A 17,933-nucleotide genomic window follows, 5' to 3' on the forward strand; every position below is an offset into this window, starting at 1 on the left:
ATACCATTATGGACAAGGCGGGGAAAAAATGGAAAGCATGATCAGTTATATTTTTTTAGGACTCTCATTGGCAGCTCCTATCGGCCCGATTAATGCCGCCCAAATCGACAAAGGCATCAAAAGCGGGTTTCTGCATTCATGGATGATCGGAGTGGGTGCAATGATCGCCGATGCCGGTTACATGCTTCTCGTATATTTGGGGGTTGTGCATCTGCTCGGCATCGGCTTTGTGAAATCCTTTCTCTGGTTTTTCGGCTGTTTTGTGCTTACATATACCGGCATTGAAAGCTTTCTGTCATCCAGCCGGCCCATCACCGATTATATGAGAAAAAAGGAAAAATTGTTTAAGTCGTTTTTCACCGGCTTCATTATGTCATTGACGAATCCCTTGACCATTTTATTTTGGCTCGGTGTCTACGGTTCAGTCCTGGCAAAAACTGCTGAGTCTGTTGATACCCGCCAGTTTCTATTGTACAGCTGTGCCATTTTCATCGGCGTGTCGATCTGGGATCTTTCAATGGCAGCCCTTTCCAGTGGCTTCAGAAAATTTTTAACCAATCGTTTGATTAATTTGATTTCCAAACTCTCGGGGCTTTCTCTCGTGGGTTTTGGCATTTACTTCGGTATTCAGGCGTTTAAGACCCTCCCTTTTTAAAATGAAATGAGAAAAAAAGCAGCCGGCCTTCTATTTGCCCGGCAGCTCCCGCAGGGGAATCCTCCAGCTGCTGCCGGCTTAGCATACCATTTTCATATAAAGTCCAGCTGATTTGGCACGATCAATTTTGTCATTGTTTTGATTATCATGCCAAACAATGCTCTACTATGAAAAAGATCTTCTTTTCCCATTTGTATTTATATTTCTTCATCTCTTTATCTAATATACTATAATTAATACGATGAAAAATATCACCAGACCCAAGGAGGAAGGCAAAATGGCAGCTTCGCAAATTCAAGCCTTTATTTTCGACCTGGACGGTGTCATTACCGATACAGCTGAATATCATTACCTCGCATGGAAAAAGTTGGCGGAAGAACTCAATATTCCTTTTGACCGCGCGTTTAATGAGACACTTAAAGGCGTCAGCCGCATGGATTCTTTAATGAAGATCCTCAACCATGTAGAGCCTGCGCCGGCTTTTTCTGCAGAAGAACTTGCACATTTGGCGGCAAGGAAAAACCGGTACTATGTTGAACTTATTCAGCAGATCACCCCGCAGGACCTGCTTCCGGGAATTGAGGTTTTGTTAAAGGATATAAAAGATCGGGGAATCAGGATCGGTCTTGCCTCTGCAAGCAAGAACGCCATGTTTGTGATCAACAAGCTCGGGATCGCCTGCTATTTTGACGAAATTGTGGATGCCGCTCAAATTAAAAACGGAAAACCTGACCCCGAAATTTTTCTGACAGCGGCCAAACAACTTGGTTCTGATCCGGCCGTTTGCGTTGGGATAGAAGATGCTGAAGCAGGGATCCGGGCCATTAAATCAGCGGGGATGTTTGCTGTAGGAGTAGGGACGCCTGATCAGATGCAGGAGGCCGATTACCGGGTGAATGGGACAGCTGAATTGGCTTACCCGCAAATTGAAAGCGCATTTTTTCTAAAGCGCAAGGGATGAAACCACATGGCCACTATTTCTGATGTAGCGAGGAAAGCAAATGTTTCAAAAATGACAGTCTCCCGGGTGATTAATCACCCGGAACAAGTAACAGATAAGCTGAAAAAACTGGTTTATGATGCGATGGAACAGTTGAATTATGTGCCGAACTATGCGGCGCGGGCACTTGTTTCCAACCGGACGCAGGTTGTGAAGCTTTTAATATTAGAAGAAATGGATACAACTGAGCCTTACTATATGAATTTGTTGACCGGTATTGCCCGCGAGCTGGACCGGCACCATTATTCCCTTCAGCTCGTTACAAGGAAATCCCGGGGCATCGGCCAGTGTGACGGGCTGATTGCAACAGGCATGCGCTATCATGATTATGACACCGTGTTAAAAGAATTTACAAAGCCGCTTATTTTATTCGGGCAAAATGACAGGGGCTTTGATTTTATTGATGTGGATAACGAAAAAGGGGTCCGTTATTTGACGCAGCATGTGATCGGCCTGGGTTATGAAAAAGTGTATTTTTTCGCAATGGATATCCAGGAATCGTTCATGTTTGCCCGGCAAAAAGGATATTTGGATGCCATTTTGGAAAGCGGGTTGGAGCGCCATATTTTCCGGGTCAAAAACAGTTCCAGCGGCGCACAGAAAGCAGCTGAAGCGATTTTATCCGGCTGGGACGAAAAATGTGCTTTTGTTTGCAGCACCGACCGGATTGCACTGGGTGTGATCCGGGCGGCGCAGGCATTGAATTTGCTGATTCCCGGGCAGGTTGCAGTCACGGGATTTGACGGCGTATTTCTGGACCGGATTGCTTCCCCGCCTATCACGACTGTCCGCCAGCCGATTGTAGAAATGGGGGAAGCGTGTGCACAGATGCTGCTTAATAAAATTGCCGGGCATGGAAAACCGCAGGGGCACCGGTTTTTTGAGCCTATTCTGTTAATCCGGCCCTCCACCGTAGCCGAACAGCCGCAGCCCGGGTAACAGGATGCTTATCCGGCTCCGGCACCCATTGAAAGTTCAAGGTGAATGTCTTGCCAATACTGTTCGGCTGATTCGATTTACCCTGCCCGCAGCCAGCAGTTAGTGATCTGTTGCGATAAGCAGCCCTCCCTCTGCCCTTCATTTCTGTTAACGGTAACACGTGATGAAAAAATTGTTCTTCCTGGCGGGTGATGTTACGTTGAGGGGGTATAAGATGAACATGGAGGTGAGTTTTTTGGCTGATCATCAGTGGTGGAAGAATGCCGTCATTTATCAGGTGTACCCGCGCAGTTTTAAAGACACGAACGGGGACGGCATCGGGGACATTCCCGGGGTGATCGAAAAGCTCGATTACATCCGGAAGCTCGGGGCGACGGCAATCTGGCTGAACCCGATCTTCGAGTCTCCCCATGTTGACAATGGCTATGATGTCCGCAACTATGAAAAAATTGATCCTGGTTTTGGCACGATGGAAGACGCTGAAAACCTGATCAAGGAAGCAAAAAAACACGGCTTGAAAATCATTTTAGACCTCGTGTTAAACCATACTTCGGATCAGCATCCATGGTTCCGGGCCGCGCGCAAAAGCAAGGACAGCCCGTACAGGGATTTCTATATATGGCGGGATCCGAAAGACGGGCGCGAACCGACAGACTGGGCATCGTTCTTTGGCGGCAGCACATGGGCATTTGATGAACAGACAGGGCAATATTATTTCCATTTATTCAGTGATAAAATGCCCGATTTAAATTGGGAGAATCCAAAAGTCCGCGAAGAAATGGTTAAAATCGCCCGCTTCTGGCTGGAAAAAGGAGTCGACGGGTTCCGGCTGGATGCCGTGATCCATATGGCAAAAGACTCCCGGTTTTTACCTGTCCGAAACGAGGATGCCGAAGATGAAACAGATTTTGTACTGGCGGAAAAATACTACGCAAACCTGCCGCGCGTCCATGATTTTATTCATGAATTTAACCGCGCCGTCAAAAAGGATTTTCCCGACGCGTTTTTAATTGGCGAGACGGCTTCTGCAGACACGAATCTTGCCGTGCTTTATTCAAGCCCGGCACGGGAAGAATGCGATGCTGTCATTACGTTTAATTATTTGGGCTTTGATACCGAAGCGAAGGATAAAAGAATCCCTGAAAACTGGCAGCAGGGAAAATGGAATCTGGCTGCATTCAAAAAAGTGATGGCAAAGTGGCAAAAAGACCTGTACGGCAAAGGATATAGCGCACTTTATTGGAATAACCATGATATGCCGAGATTATTATCACGTTTTGGCGATGAACAGATGTACCGGGAAAAAAGTGCAAAAATGCTGGCCACTTTAATGTACTTGCAATGGGGGCTGCCGATCCTGCTCCAGGGTGAAGAAATTGGGATGACGAACTTAAAATTGCCGCACCTGGAAGACTATGAAGATCCCAGTATCCCCGGCCTGGCTGCTGCTGCCAGGAAAGCGGGCTGCACGGATGCGGAGATTTTACAAATGGTACAAAAGCGTTCCAAGGACACATCGAGAGGGGCCATGCAGTGGACGGATGAAAAATATGGCGGGTTCTCTACATATGCCCCGTGGCTCGGCATCAATGATGACACCCGGGAGGTAAATGCCGCCATACAGGAAAAAGATCCGGACTCCATACTGCAATATTACCGGAAGCTTCTTGAGATCAAGAAGTCCATGGACGTTTTTAAATCAGGCACATGGGAGATGCTGGCTGAACATGATCCAAACATTTACGCCTATCTCCGGACGTATAACAGGCAGCGTGCACTGGTGGTCTGCAATGTATCGAAAGAACGGCAGACATTCACGTGCCCGGAACTTACCCGGACAAAATGGTCATGCCTGTTGAATAATGCCGGAAATAGTAAAGAAATTCCAGGCAGGATCGTGTTGTCACCTTATGAATGCTATGTATTGCTGCAGAAAAACGAAGCGATAAACGGGAGGAATTAAATATGGATTTAGCAGGAATCTTCCATCAGCCATTCAGTGCCGATGCTTATGCTTATGACAAAGAAACGATGCATATTAAAATCCGGACAAAAAAACAGGATATTGCCAAAGCCGTTCTTATTTGGGGCGACCCTTATTTGTTTAAACAGAATGAACAGGGGGAATATCACTGGGAATCAAAACGGCTGGAAATGAAGAAAATGGCTGAAACTGAAGCCCACGATTACTGGTTTGCAGAAGTTAAGCCGCCGCACAGCCGCCTCCAGTATGCTTTTCTTTTAGACGACGGCAAGGGAAAAGAGATTTTTTACGGCGGGCGCGGTTTTTATCCTCCGGTTGAAGACACTTTAAATGTGCCGGATTATTATTTCAAGTTTCCATATATACACGAAACCGATATGTTTAAAGCGCCGGACTGGGTCAAATCCACCGTCTGGTACCAAATTTTCCCGGAAAGGTTTGCGAATGGGAATCCGGATATTTCTCCGTCCAATGCTTTGCCGTGGGGAAGCAGGGACCCGGGTGTAAATGACTTTTTTGGCGGCGATTTGCAGGGAATTATCGGCCATTTGGACTACCTGCAGGATCTCGGCATCGGCGGCCTGTATTTGACGCCGATTTTCGAATCGCCTTCCAACCACAAATACGACACGCTTGATTATTTTTCAATTGACCCGCATTTTGGCGATAAGGAAACGTTTCGCAAGCTTGTCGAAGAAGCCCATAAGCGCGGGATCAAAGTGATGCTTGACGCTGTTTTCAATCATATTGGAAAGCATTCGGCACAGTGGCAGGATGTGCTGAAGAATGGGGAAAAGTCACACTACAAAGACTGGTTTCATATCCACTCTTTTCCGGTCCGGGAAGGCGAAAATGGGAATATTGACGGCAAAGATACGCTTTCTTTTGATACATTCGCATTTACAACCAGCATGCCGAAATTGAACACAGCAAACCCGGAAGTGCAAAAGCACCTGCTCGATATCGCCACATACTGGATCCGCGAATTCCATATTGATGGCTGGCGTCTCGATGTTGCCAATGAAGTCGATCATGCGTTTTGGAAAAAGTTCCACAAAGCGGTGATAAAAGAAAATCCGGATCTTTATATACTCGGTGAAATCTGGCATGATGCCCGGCCTTGGCTTTTGGGCGACGAATTCCATTCAGTCATGAATTATCCATTCACACAAACCATCATTGAATACTTTGTGGATGAAAAAATAACGGCTGAAAAAATGGTACACAGCATCAACCAGCAGTTTATGCATTATATGCAGTCGAATAATGAGGTTCTGTTCAACATGCTTGACAGCCATGACACCCCAAGGATCTTAACCCGCTGCGGCGGCAATAAAAAGAAAGTGAAGCTTGCGCTCGGATTTATGTTCGCCCACACAGGCTCGCCATGCCTTTATTATGGTACCGAAGTCGGTATGGATGGCGGCGGGGATCCGCTCTGCCGCAAATGCATGATCTGGGAAGAAGATAAACAGGACCGCGATATGCTTGCCTTCACGAAAAAGCTGATCCAATTCCGCAAACAGTATCAGCATACCCTGACTTACGGAGAACTGGACTGGCTGAAGGTGGATAATCATCAGCAACTTGTGGGTTTTTTACGAAAAGGCGAAGACCATACGCTTTTGTTCGTCTTTAACCGTTCGGATTCAGAAAAATCCATCCCGTGGCCGGAACTGCACGTTGAACATCCTCAATCCGCAAGAACCGTCCTGGGAGACGGAAAGCTTGATACAGGCAATCTTGTTCTCCCGGCGCAGGACTTTGTTGCGATTGAATTATAGCATGGCTGCCGGCACGGCGCCCTGCCAGCCCGATAGATTCATGCCGTTTTCTCTTGGGCTGTTCACCGCCCCTGTTTTTCCGCCAAGTTAGTCCATACTTTATGTGAAAGCCTCTCCCCCGCCGGATATGCCGGCGGGGGATTATTTTGTTACCGGTAACAGGAAAATTGATATTGTAAACGCTTTCTAAAGACGAATATAATAAAAGCATAACAAAAAAGGGAGGTTAATTGAATGAAAGTCTTAAAGAAACTCATGTTGCTCACACTTGTCCTTGGAATGGCCACGGCGCTTGCTGCGTGCGGGGGCTCCAAAAAAACAAACAGCACCGGCAATGGAGGCAAAAAAACACTCACCGTTTCAGTGGAAGAATCCTATGCCAGCTATATTAACAGCATAAAAGGAGACTTTGAAAAACAAAATAACGTCACAGTGAAGGTCGTCAAAAAACCAATGTTCGACCAGCTGGAAGCATTGTCATTGGATGGGCCGGCCGGAAAAGCCCCTGATGTCATGATGGCGTCATACGACCGGATTGGCGGCCTTGGGCAGCAAGGCCACCTGCTTCCATTGAACAAAAAAGATATCAGCAGCTATGATGCAAAAGACCAGCGCCAGGTTACGATTGACAACAAAGTATACGGCGTGCCGTTTGTCATCGAAACGCTCGTACTCTACTATAACAAAGATTTAATCTCTTCCCCGCCAAAAACTTTTGCTGACCTGGAAAAACTGACGAAGGACAGCAAATACGATTTCGCATCCGAATCCGGAAAATCTACTGCATTTTTAGTGAAATGGACTGATTTCTATTATGCTTACGGATTACTGGCCGGTTACGGCGGTTATGTCTTTGGGGATAACGGCACGAATACGAAGGACATCGGATTAAATAACGCAGGATCCGTACAAGCCATTCAATATGCAACACACTGGTTTAAGGATATATGGCCTAAAGGCATGAAAGACACAAAAAGCTCCGGGGATTTTGTAGCCGAAGCATTCTCTAAAGGAAAAGCAGCGGCAGTGATTGACGGGCCCTGGTCTGCAGCCAATTATACCAAAGCAAAAGTAAACTACGGCGTTGCTTCGATCCCGGCACTTCCAAACGGTAAAGAATATGCAGCATTTGCCGGCGGGAAAGGCTGGGTTGCTTCCAACTATACGAATGAACCGGAATTGGCAAAGAAATGGATCAAATACGTCACCAATTCTGCCAACAACTATCAATTCTATAAAGATTACAAAGAAATTCCTGCAAATAACACAGCCCGGGCAAAATCGAAGGCTACAAAGGATGAGCTGACAACAGCTGTAATCGAGCAATACAAATCGGCACAGCCAATGCCAAACATCCCGGAAATGGCTGAAGTCTGGACCGGTATGGAGTCGACTATGTATGACGCCGCTTCTGGCAAGAAAACACCGCAGCAGGCAGCAGATGCAGCTGTAAAAACAATCAAAAACAATATTGCTGAAAAATACTCCAATAAATAATCATGCGCAAAACAGACCGGGTGGAGAATCCTCTCCACCTGATTTTAAAATGGTTTCAGCACTATTTTTAACCATTTAGAGAATCGAGGGGAGTCAAATGGAAACACAACTTCAAAAGTTGAAAGATGTCCGTAAAGCAGGCTTGCTATCGGTCATTCCGGGCTGCGGCCAATTTTATAACCAACAGCCCTTTAAAGGGATTGTTTTCCTGGCAATCTTCTGCTTATTCATCATTCAAATGGTTGTTGCCGGCATTCCTGCCTTAAACGGCTTTATCACATTAGGTTCTGTACCAAGGGTGGACCACTCCCTTTTTCTTTTGATTGAGGGTACCCTGCAAATGATCGTAACCATCGTTTTTTTGGCATTTTACTTGTTAAATATTTATGACGCCCGGCGCGTCGCCAAACTTTGGAATACTACCGGAAAAGCCAACACGACCGCGCGTTCCATTTTAAAAAATGCATGGGAGTCCGGTTTTCCTTATCTATTAACCATTCCGGCTTATATCGCGATGACATTTGTCATCATTTTCCCGGTTCTTGTAACATTGTTCATTGCTTTTACCAATTATGATTTCTTCCATATTCCGCCTTTTCGGCTTATTGACTGGGTTGGCATAAATAATTTCCTGAATATTTTCTCGCTCAGCTCTTACCGTGCAACTTTTATGAGTGTACTTGGCTGGACTGTGATTTGGACCTTATGCGCCACGACCTGCCAAATCATCCTTGGCATTTTAACAGCAGTTGTGGTGAACCAGGATTTTATTAAAGGCAAAAAAATCTTCCGCATCATATTCCTTTTGCCATGGGCTGTGCCGGCGTTCATCACGATCATGAGCTTTTCCAACATGTTCAATGACAGCATTGGCGCCATCAATGCCCAGGTCATTCCGCTCTTAAACCACTTGCCGCTGGTTGATCTCGCCGCGGTATCGTGGAAAACGGATCCGTTTTGGACGAAAATTGCGTTAATTATGATCCAGACATGGCTCGGGTTTCCTTATATTTATGTCATGGTTACGGGTGTGCTGCAATCAATCCCGGGTGATTTATATGAGGCGGCACGGATTGATGGTGCAAACTTTTGGCAAAAGTTCCGCCGGATTACACTGCCCATGATTTTATTTGCAACCGCACCTGTTTTGATTACACAGTACACGTTTAATTTCAATAATTTCTCCATCATTTACTTATTTAATAATGGCGGGCCGGGAAGCGTCGGCGCCGGTGCCGGTTCTACAGATATTCTGATCTCGTGGATTTACAAGCTGACGACCGGCACTTCACCGCAATATGCGATGGCAGCTGCGATTACACTCATGATTTCGTTTATTGTCATTGCTTTTTCCCTGGCCGCCTTCAAGAAAACCAATGCTTTCGGTAATGAGGAGATGATGTAAGATGAGAGAATTCATCAAAAGCCAAAAATTCACCCGGTTTTGGAACCGGTTTTTCACCTATGCCTTTTTGATTATCCTTAGCATCATGATTTTGTATCCGTTACTTATTACGGCATCTTCCGCTTTCCGGGCATCCAATATCGTCTCATTCCGGCTTGATCTGCATTCGGCATGGACGCTGGATAACTTCAGCAGGCTTTTCACTGATACGTTTTATCTCGATTGGTATAAAAATACGCTGGTTATTGCCATCGCCACGATGGTTTTGCAGGTCGTTATTGTGACACTTGCCGGCTACACATACAGCCGCTACCGTTTTAAAGGCAGAAAATACAGCCTCATTTTCTTCCTGATTATTCAAATGGTTCCAACGATGGCGGCCCTGACTGCTTTTTATGTGCTGGCAATGATTTTAAACGGGCTTGATTCTTACTGGTTCTTAACGCTTATTTATGTGGGCGGGGGCATTCCGATGAATACCTGGCTGATGAAAGGCTACTTTGACACAGTGCCGCGCGATCTGGACGAATCCGCAAGAATTGACGGTGCCGGCCATCTGCGTGTGTTTTGGCAAATTATCCTGCCGCTTGTTAAGCCAATGCTGGCCGTCCAGGCTTTATGGGCATTTATGGGGCCGTTTGGGGACTTCCTGCTTGCTAAATTTTTGCTGCGGACACCTGAGCATTTAACGATCGCAGTCGGGCTGCAGCAATTCATTTCCAATCCGCAGCAGCAGAAAGTCGCTTTATTTGCAGCCGGTGCCATTTTAGCCGCCCTCCCCATTTGTATTTTATTTTTCTTCCTGCAAAAGAATTTCGTCTCCGGGCTTACTTCCGGCGGTACGAAAGGTTGAGATCCGGCTTTTTAAAACCAGCTGGCACCTGGTTCATTATACGATAGCAAAGTGTGGGATACAGTATGGAACAGATTCATAAATTTCCAGCCAATTATTTTAGCCATTTATATTCACCGGCTAAGATGTTTCACAATCGAAACGCCTTAAGCTGGTGGAATATCATCATTGTGTTTTTGTTTTTAACCGCCTGTCTGGTGGCGCCTGTTTCCCTGTCGTTTGCCCGCATGGACAGCCTGCCCCTCAGCCGGATTGCACCCAATTTAAATGAGGCGGTCAACAATCAATATAATGGGGAGCCCGCCGCCATTTCTATTCAAAATGGAATGCTTGAGGCCAATCGCCCGGTTACAATAAAAAACAAGCAAACATTGCTGGCCATAAATCCGGGACAGCCGGTTTCAATCTCAGGAGACCGTTATCACAAAAAAGTAAAAGGCTTCGAAAATGCATTGATTTTACAAAAAAAGCAGTTGACCCTGGCCGATCAAAACGGATTTGGGTTTACTGTACAGTACCCGAGACAGCAGGAAAAACAAGTGATCCGCAATGCAGATGACTTGGCGGCATGGGCTGCTGCGCTTTGGTATCAGCAATATCAAGTCATCTTAATCCCACTTTTATCAGGTTTGGCTTTTGTATTACTGGGGTTGAGCAACCTGATCCTGATGGGGGCTTGCGCATTCATCTTATGGCTGACCCGGTTCTCCGGTTTTTCCGGAATCCGCTCGCTAAAACAAGCCGTATCAATTGTCCTGTTTGCTGCCGGGATTCCATCCATCGCGGCCATGCTTGCCGGCTTTGCCCGTACGGATCCTGCAGGTTTCATGATGATCCAATCTTTGGGAATGGTTTTGATCATTGCGTTGATATTTTTCAAGACAAAATTTCAACCGGAAGATATGCCAGTACGAAAGCACAAAGAATGTCAATGAGGAGGTTCTCTTATGCATTACAACCGGCTTTTCGATGTCGATGATTGGACTTTAAAAACAACAAAACTTCACCGCGAGCATATCCGGCTCCAGGAAAGCATCACTTCTCTCGGCAACGGCTATATGGGGATGCGCGGAAATTTCGAGGAATCCTACACCGGTGACCATCATCAGGGCACCTATCTTGCAGGGGTCTGGTATCCGGATAAAACCAGGGTCGGCTGGTGGAAAATCGGTTATCCCGATTACTTCGGCAAGGTCATTAACGCGGTGAACCTGGCCGGATTAAGGGTTTGGATCGATAAAGAAGAAGTTGACCTTTACCTCGACCCGCTGGAACAGTTTCAGCTTGAGCTCGATATGAAGCATGCTGTTTTGCGCCACTCCTATATTGTGGAGAAGTCAGGTAAAAAAGTAAAAATAGAATTTGAACGCTTTTTCAGCATTGTCAATAAGGAAATTGCCGCGTTCCGGTTCCGCGCGACCAATCTCGGCCATCCCGCGGCCATCACGCTGCTTCCTTATTTGGATGGCAATGTGAAAAATGAAGATGCCAATTATGACGATGTGTTCTGGACAGAAATCCAATCGGAAGCCAACAGCCGGCATGCAGCCATTGTGACACAGACCATCGATAACCCGTTTGGTGTTCCGCGTTTCACGATCGCGGCGGCAATGGGCGTGGCAACGACAGCCCGCTATGTTTCGAATCAAAGCGCTACCCTCTATGCAGAACAGATCTATAACAAGGAATTAGGTGAAAATGAGTCCGTCACCCTGGATAAATTGGCAGCCGTAACGACCAGCCGCGATTACGAACAGGATGTGCTGCTAAACCGTTCATACGAATTGCTCGCCCAGGCATTGGAGAGCGGTTATGACGAGCTCTGCGCCGAACATGCGGCAGCCTGGCAGAAGCGCTGGGAAAAAGCGGATATCCGGATTACGGGCGATACGGAAGCCCAGCAAGGAATTCGTTTTAACCTTTTTCAGCTGTTTTCGACCTACTACGGGGATGACCCCCGTCTTAACATTGGCCCGAAAGGTTTTACCGGAGAAAAATACGGCGGCGCAACGTATTGGGACACAGAAGCCTACGCAGTTCCAGTCTATTTATCCGTGGCGTCACCGGAAGTCACGCGCAATCTGTTGCTTTACCGCTACCACCAGTTGCCGCAGGCGTATGAGAATGCGGGAAAGCTCGGTTTAAAAGGCGCCTTATATCCGATGGTGACATTTACCGGGACTGAGTGCCATAATGAATGGGAAATCACATTTGAAGAGATTCACCGCAATGGTGCCATTGCCTATGCGATTTATAATTATGTCAACTATACTGGGGACAAAGCCTATATCGACCAATACGGCTTTGACGTCCTTGTCGGGATCAGCCGCTTTTTCGCGGACCGCGTCCACTTTTCGGAACGGAAGCAAAAATATATGATCCATGGCGTCACAGGCCCGAATGAGTATGAGAATAATGTCAACAACAACTGGTATACAAACCGGATAGCTGTCTGGACATTAAAATATACAATATCCGTGCTCGACTATATCAGCAATGAAAAAAGGCTGGCACTTCATGTTACCGAAGAAGAGTTGGACAAATGGCAGGATATTATCGATAGAATGTATTTTCCGTACGATGAAGAATTGGGCATTTATATGCAGCAGGATAATTTTCTGGATAAACCGATCCGCCCGGCCAGCGCGCTTCCGAAAAAAGACCTGCCCCTTAACCAGAACTGGTCCTGGGACCGGATCCTGCGCTCTTGCTATATTAAACAAGCCGATGTACTGCAGGGCTTTTATTTCTTCAATGATGAGTTTACTATAGAAGAAAAGAGACGCCATTTCGAATTTTACGAGCCGCTGACCGTCCATGAATCAAGCCTTTCCCCTTGTGTTCATGCCATACTCGCGGCCGAACTCCGGAAAGAAGACAAAGCGGTGGCATTATATAAGCGGACATCGCGGCTTGACTTGGATAATTACAACCATGACACAGAAGATGGGCTCCATATCACATCGATGACTGGCAGCTGGCTTGCCATTGTCCACGGATTTGCGGGTATGCGCACGTTCCATGAAACGTTGTCATTCGCGCCGTTTTTGCCAAAGGATTGGCAGGCATATGCATTTAAAATCAATTACCGGAACCGCCTGCTCGAAGTAAAAGTCAACCAAAAGCAGATCACCATTTCTTTACTTGAAGGGGAACCGCTGGAACTGCAGTTATATGGAGCATTCATCCATTTAACAAATACGTATACAAAGGAGTATGAACGATCATGACAGAATGGTGGAAGAAGGCAGTTGTCTATCAAATTTACCCGCGCAGTTTTTACGATTCAAATGGCGATGGGATCGGTGATTTACAGGGCATCATCGAAAAGCTTGATTACTTGAAAGAACTCGGGATTGATTGCATCTGGATCAGCCCTGTTTATGATTCGCCGCAGGATGACAATGGTTATGACATCCGTGATTACCGCAAAATTGATGCCATGTTCGGCACCAATGAGGACATGGACCGGCTCCTTCAAGAAGCACATGCACGCGGAATGAAAATTGTCATGGATCTCGTTGTCAACCATACATCTGACGAACATGCCTGGTTTGTGGAAAGCAGGAAGTCAAAAGACAACCCGTACCGGGATTATTATTTTTGGAAAGATCCGAAACCGGATGGCACCCCGCCGAACAATTGGGGCTCGATGTTCTCCGGTTCCGCGTGGGAATTTGATGAAAAAACGGGCCAGTACTATCTGCATTATTTTACAAAGAAGCAGCCGGATCTGAACTGGGAAAATGAAAAAGTCCGTAAAGAAGTATATGATATGATGACGTTCTGGATGGAAAAAGGCGTGGACGGCTGGCGTATGGACGTGATTGGCTCGATTTCAAAATTTACCGATTTTCCCGATTACGAGCTCAAAGACGGGCAGAAATACGGCATTGGCAAATATCACGCAAACGGGCCGCGCCTGCATGAATTTGTCAAGGAAATGAACCGCGAAGTACTGTCCAAGTATGACTGTATGACCGTTGGGGAAGCGATCGGTTCGGACGTGGAAGCCGCTAAGCAATATACAGGGCCGGATTCGCATGAACTCAATATGATTTTCAACTTTGAGCATATGGATGTGGATGGGCAGGAAGGAAGCCGGGCCGGCAAATGGGCATTAAAGCCGTTTGACCTCCTGCAGCTGAAACAAACTTTATCACGCTGGCAGTACGAACTGGAAGGCACGGGCTGGAATGCGCTTTATTTTGAAAACCACGACCAGGCGCGCGTTGTGTCCCGCTGGGGAAATGATACGAATTACCGCATTGCGTGTGCGAAAGCGTTCGCGACAATTTTACACGGATTGAAAGGGACGCCCTATATTTACCAGGGGGAAGAAATCGGCATGGTGAACGCCGATTTCGAATTAAAAGATTATGATGATGTGGAAATCCGCAATGCCTATCAGGAACTGGTCATAGAGGATCAAGTGATGTCAGAAGCGGAATTTTTAAAAGCAGTCCGCAAAAAAGGGCGCGACAATGCAAGGACACCGATGCAATGGGATGACAGCCCGAATGCCGGCTTTACAACCGGGACCCCGTGGCTGAAGGTCAATCCGCGCTACCCGGAAATAAACGTGGCGAAAGATTTGGCCAGCCAAAATTCCATTTTCCACTATTATCAGGCATTGATCCGGCTGCGCCATACTTACGATGTGTTTGTGGACGGCAAATATGAATTGCTCCTGCCTGACCATCCGCATTTATTCGTATATACGAGGGAAACCGGAAAAGAGAAGCTGCTGGTCGCTGCCAACATCAGTGAAAATACAGTTCATTTTGAGAAACCGGAAGGAAACTGGAAACTGCTTCTTTCCAATTATGAAGATACAAAAGGCAGCACTTTGTTCCGCCCTTATGAAGCCGCAATCTACCTTTGTGAAAAATAACAGAGCGGGGTTCGCCCCCCGCTCTTTTTTCATTTCTGAACCGTAATCGCCCTTGCCACTTCTTCCAGCTGCATGCCGCGTGATGCTTTTACTAAAATGACATCATTTGCTTCAATGTTTTCTTTTAGCACCGCAATCAGCCTGGACTTGTCATCAAAGGCCAAAACGCGGCCGTCCGGGAAAACCGTTTTGGCACCGTCCGCAATAAAGCGGCCCAGCCTGCCATATGTAAACACGTACTGGATATCATGCGGATTCAACCCGCGGCCGATTTCTGTATGGAAATCCTCTTCCTTTTCGCCAAGTTCAAGCATATCTCCGAGGACCAGAATTTTCCTGCCTGCACCCTTCAATTGTTCAACCAGGCGGATGGCCGCACGCATTGACGTCGGGCTGGCATTATAAGCATCATTGATCACTTTTGAACCCTGAATCCCTTCTGCCATCTCCATCCGCATAGCCGTCAGCTTCACGTTTCCCAGCCCGGTTCTGATTTCTTGAAAAGAAAGGCCGAGTTCACGGCCCGCTAAAATGGCCGCCAGCGAATTGATGACATTATACTCGCCCAGTACCGGCAAATAAAATTCCGCCTTTTCCGTTGCATTTGTTTTAAAAGTACTTCCTTCATCATTTTGCGTGATGCTGATTGGATACAAATCGTTGCTCTTCTGCCTGCCGAATGTTTTCGTACGGATTCCCTTGATGTTCGGTACCCGTTCTTGTAACAGCGGTTCGTCACCGATGTAAATCAGCAAACCGTTTTCAGGCAGCCCCTCCGTAATCTCCAGCTTGGCATCCGCGATGGCTTCCCGGGACCCTAAATTTTGGATATGTGCTTCTCCGATATTTGTAATTACCGCAATATCCGGGCGTGCAATCCGTGTTAAGAGGGAAATCTCCCCTTTCGCGCTCATTCCCATTTCAATGACAGCAGCTTCCGTATCTTCATCCAATGAAAGGATCGTTAACGGCAGGCCCTGGTGATTATTAAAATTGCCCTCTGTTTTTTGGACTTTATATTTTTGCGCCAAAACAGCAGCCACCATATCTTTTGTCGTTGTCTTGCCGTTGCTTCCTGTCACGCCGACTACCTTTACACGGAGCTGGCTGCGGTAACGGTTTGCCAGTTCCTGCAGGCTTTTGAGCACGTCTTCCACGATAATGAGCGGAAGATGCGCCGGCGGATTGGGAACATCTTTCTGCCATAGTGAAGCGGCAGCCCCTTTCCGGATTGCATCCCCGACATATTGGTGGCCGTCCGTATGTCTTCCCTTCAGCGGTATATACAAGTTCCCGTCTGCAATTTTCCTTGTATCGATACAGACTCCCTGCACAATACTTTGATTATTCTTCAAATCCGCCGCATTTTCGGCATGGATCATCTCCGCTATTTCCTGAATGGTTCGCCTGATCATTCTGTTTAGCGCCCCCTTAAATTTTGTCCAGCACCTGCCACATACAGGATTATACTTTGGATCAGTTTTGAAAATCAAATCCGTTTTTCCCTGAAAAACAGAACGGAAACCATGTTGGCATGGTTCCGTCCACTCTTACAATGTATATTTGATCTGTTGTTTTTCGGCATGCCTTTCCAGCGCGAGTTCAACCAGTTTTTCAATCAACTGCGGGTAATCAAGCCCCGTGTGCTTCCAAAGCAGCGGGAACATGCTGACCGGCGTAAAACCGGGCATCGTATTGACTTCATTGATAATGACTCTTTCATCTTTTGTCACGAAGAAGTCAGCGCGCACCAGCCCTGAGCAGTCCAATGCTTTAAATGCTTTGATGGCGGAAGCGGTTAGTTTCCCGTAAACCGCTTCTGAAATCTCAGCCGGGATGATCAGGGCCGTATCACCGTCTTCGTATTTTGCTTTATAATCATAAAAATCCTTTTTGGCTACGATTTCGCCGGCAACGGAACATTTCGGATCATCATTCCCAAGCACACCCAATTCAATTTCGCGGGCAGTGACTCCCTCTTCAACAATAATTTTCCTGTCGAAATGAAAGGCTTCTTTAAAAGCCGCTTCCAGTTCGGCACGGTTTGTGCATTTGCTGATGCCGACGCTGGAACCAAGATTGGCCGGCTTCACGAAACAAGGATACCCTGTCATTTCTTCGGTTTCCCGGAAACATTCTTCCGGCTGTTTTTCCCATGTACTGCGGATAAAGGAAACATATTTGACCTGGTCAAGCCCGGCTTGCGCAAATAGATTTTTCATAATGACTTTATCCATGCCGGCAGAAGACGCCAGGACCCCATTTCCGACATACGGAAGATTTAATAGCTCCAGCATACCCTGAACTGTCCCGTCTTCCCCGTTCGGTCCGTGCAGCAGCGGAAAGATTACATCATATCCTTTTTCCCCGTCTGAAATGGGGGCGGACAATGCGTTGGGTGCGATGTGTTGTCCTTCGTGGAATTCCAGTTGTTTTACATTTTCAACAGGCCCGGTTAAAAGCGGCCCTTTGACCCAATTTCCTTCCTTTGTAATAAAGATGGGATGTATATCGAATTTTTCATGGTCCAATGCTTGTATAACAGCTTTTGCGGTTTGCAAGGACACTTGATGTTCAGCAGATTTTCCGCCATATAATAAGCAAATCTTCTTTTTCATTATGCTCCTCCATTAAATAACGAGATGTTTCTATTTTACCATGATGAAATGGCACGGGTATGGCTAATCTTTTACATTTGCTTAAAGGTTTCTTTTCGGCCTGGTTCCATTGTATGGGATAAACGGCCATTTGTGTATGGGCCAATGCAAAATTCACCGGCTTTTCTTTGGCTGCCGATGGGCAAGCGCCCTCCGCTTTTATTTGTCTGGCTGCGGGCGCTATCGGCTCGGGGTCAACTGGTCCGGCCCCATGAAGTCAAAGCGCGGACTTCATTGGAACCGGCTCAGTTGCCTGTCGCCGATG

General features: G+C 46.8%; 13 protein-coding genes. 11 read left to right on the forward strand and 2 right to left on the reverse strand.

Annotated features, from left to right (window positions below; translation table 11 throughout):
- The first annotated feature begins 28 nt into the window (after positions 1-28).
- The 11 genes from C232_RS0113945 (at position 29) to C232_RS0113995 (ending at position 15,011) form a co-directional block, all read left to right on the forward strand.
- Positions 29-655, forward strand: coding sequence for a LysE family transporter (locus C232_RS0113945; RefSeq protein ID WP_018664769.1), 627 nt, complete (start codon positions 29-31; stop codon positions 653-655).
- A gap of 277 nt (positions 656-932) precedes the next feature.
- The gene (gene pgmB, locus C232_RS0113950) at positions 933-1,616 is read left to right on the forward strand and encodes a beta-phosphoglucomutase (protein ID WP_018664770.1); all 684 of its coding nucleotides are present in this window, start codon (positions 933-935) and stop codon (positions 1,614-1,616) included.
- Positions 1,617-1,622: 6 nt separating this feature from the next.
- On the forward strand, positions 1,623-2,594 hold the full coding sequence (locus tag C232_RS0113955) for a LacI family DNA-binding transcriptional regulator (protein ID WP_018664771.1): 972 nt from the start codon (positions 1,623-1,625) through the stop codon (positions 2,592-2,594).
- Between the two features lie 226 nt (positions 2,595-2,820).
- The gene (locus tag C232_RS0113960) at positions 2,821-4,557 is read left to right on the forward strand and encodes a glycoside hydrolase family 13 protein (protein WP_422723667.1); all 1,737 of its coding nucleotides are present in this window, start codon (positions 2,821-2,823) and stop codon (positions 4,555-4,557) included.
- A gap of 2 nt (positions 4,558-4,559) precedes the next feature.
- A complete protein-coding gene (locus C232_RS0113965; RefSeq protein WP_018664773.1) occupies positions 4,560-6,362 on the forward strand; it encodes a glycoside hydrolase family 13 protein in 1,803 nt (600 codons plus the stop codon).
- Positions 6,363-6,596: 234 nt separating this feature from the next.
- Entirely contained in the window at positions 6,597-7,859 is a 1,263-nt protein-coding gene (locus C232_RS0113970) for an extracellular solute-binding protein (RefSeq protein ID WP_018664774.1), read from the forward strand.
- 97 nt (positions 7,860-7,956) lie between these two features.
- Positions 7,957-9,264 (forward strand): carbohydrate ABC transporter permease, encoded by a 1,308-nt coding sequence (locus C232_RS0113975; protein ID WP_018664775.1) that lies wholly within the window; start codon positions 7,957-7,959, stop codon positions 9,262-9,264.
- Position 9,265: 1 nt separating this feature from the next.
- Positions 9,266-10,117 carry a sugar ABC transporter permease gene (locus C232_RS0113980; protein ID WP_018664776.1) on the forward strand — a complete coding sequence of 284 codons (852 nt, stop codon included), beginning with the start codon at positions 9,266-9,268 and terminating at the stop codon, positions 10,115-10,117.
- Between the two features lie 65 nt (positions 10,118-10,182).
- Positions 10,183-11,052, forward strand: a complete 870-nt coding sequence (locus C232_RS0113985) for a DUF1189 family protein (RefSeq protein ID WP_018664777.1) — start codon at positions 10,183-10,185, stop codon at positions 11,050-11,052.
- 12 nt (positions 11,053-11,064) lie between these two features.
- Positions 11,065-13,347: a glycoside hydrolase family 65 protein gene (locus C232_RS0113990; RefSeq protein ID WP_018664778.1), complete on the forward strand. Its 2,283-nt coding sequence runs from the start codon at positions 11,065-11,067 to the stop codon at positions 13,345-13,347.
- A complete protein-coding gene (locus tag C232_RS0113995; protein WP_018664779.1) occupies positions 13,344-15,011 on the forward strand; it encodes a glycoside hydrolase family 13 protein in 1,668 nt (555 codons plus the stop codon). The genes C232_RS0113990 and C232_RS0113995 overlap by 4 nt, the downstream gene beginning before the upstream one ends.
- Before the next feature lie 29 nt (positions 15,012-15,040).
- On the opposite strand, the gene C232_RS0114000 is transcribed toward C232_RS0113995, so the two are convergent.
- Positions 15,041-16,426 (reverse strand): UDP-N-acetylmuramoyl-tripeptide--D-alanyl-D-alanine ligase, encoded by a 1,386-nt coding sequence (locus C232_RS0114000; protein ID WP_018664780.1) that lies wholly within the window; start codon positions 16,424-16,426, stop codon positions 15,041-15,043.
- A gap of 135 nt (positions 16,427-16,561) precedes the next feature.
- Positions 16,562-17,629 carry a D-alanine--D-alanine ligase gene (locus C232_RS0114005; protein ID WP_018664781.1) on the reverse strand — a complete coding sequence of 356 codons (1,068 nt, stop codon included), beginning with the start codon at positions 17,627-17,629 and terminating at the stop codon, positions 16,562-16,564.
- Positions 17,630-17,933: the final 304 nt, after the last annotated feature.

It is taken from the genome of Heyndrickxia acidiproducens DSM 23148, from assembly GCF_000374345.1.
Taxonomy (GTDB): domain Bacteria; phylum Bacillota; class Bacilli; order Bacillales; family Bacillaceae_C; genus Weizmannia; species Weizmannia acidiproducens.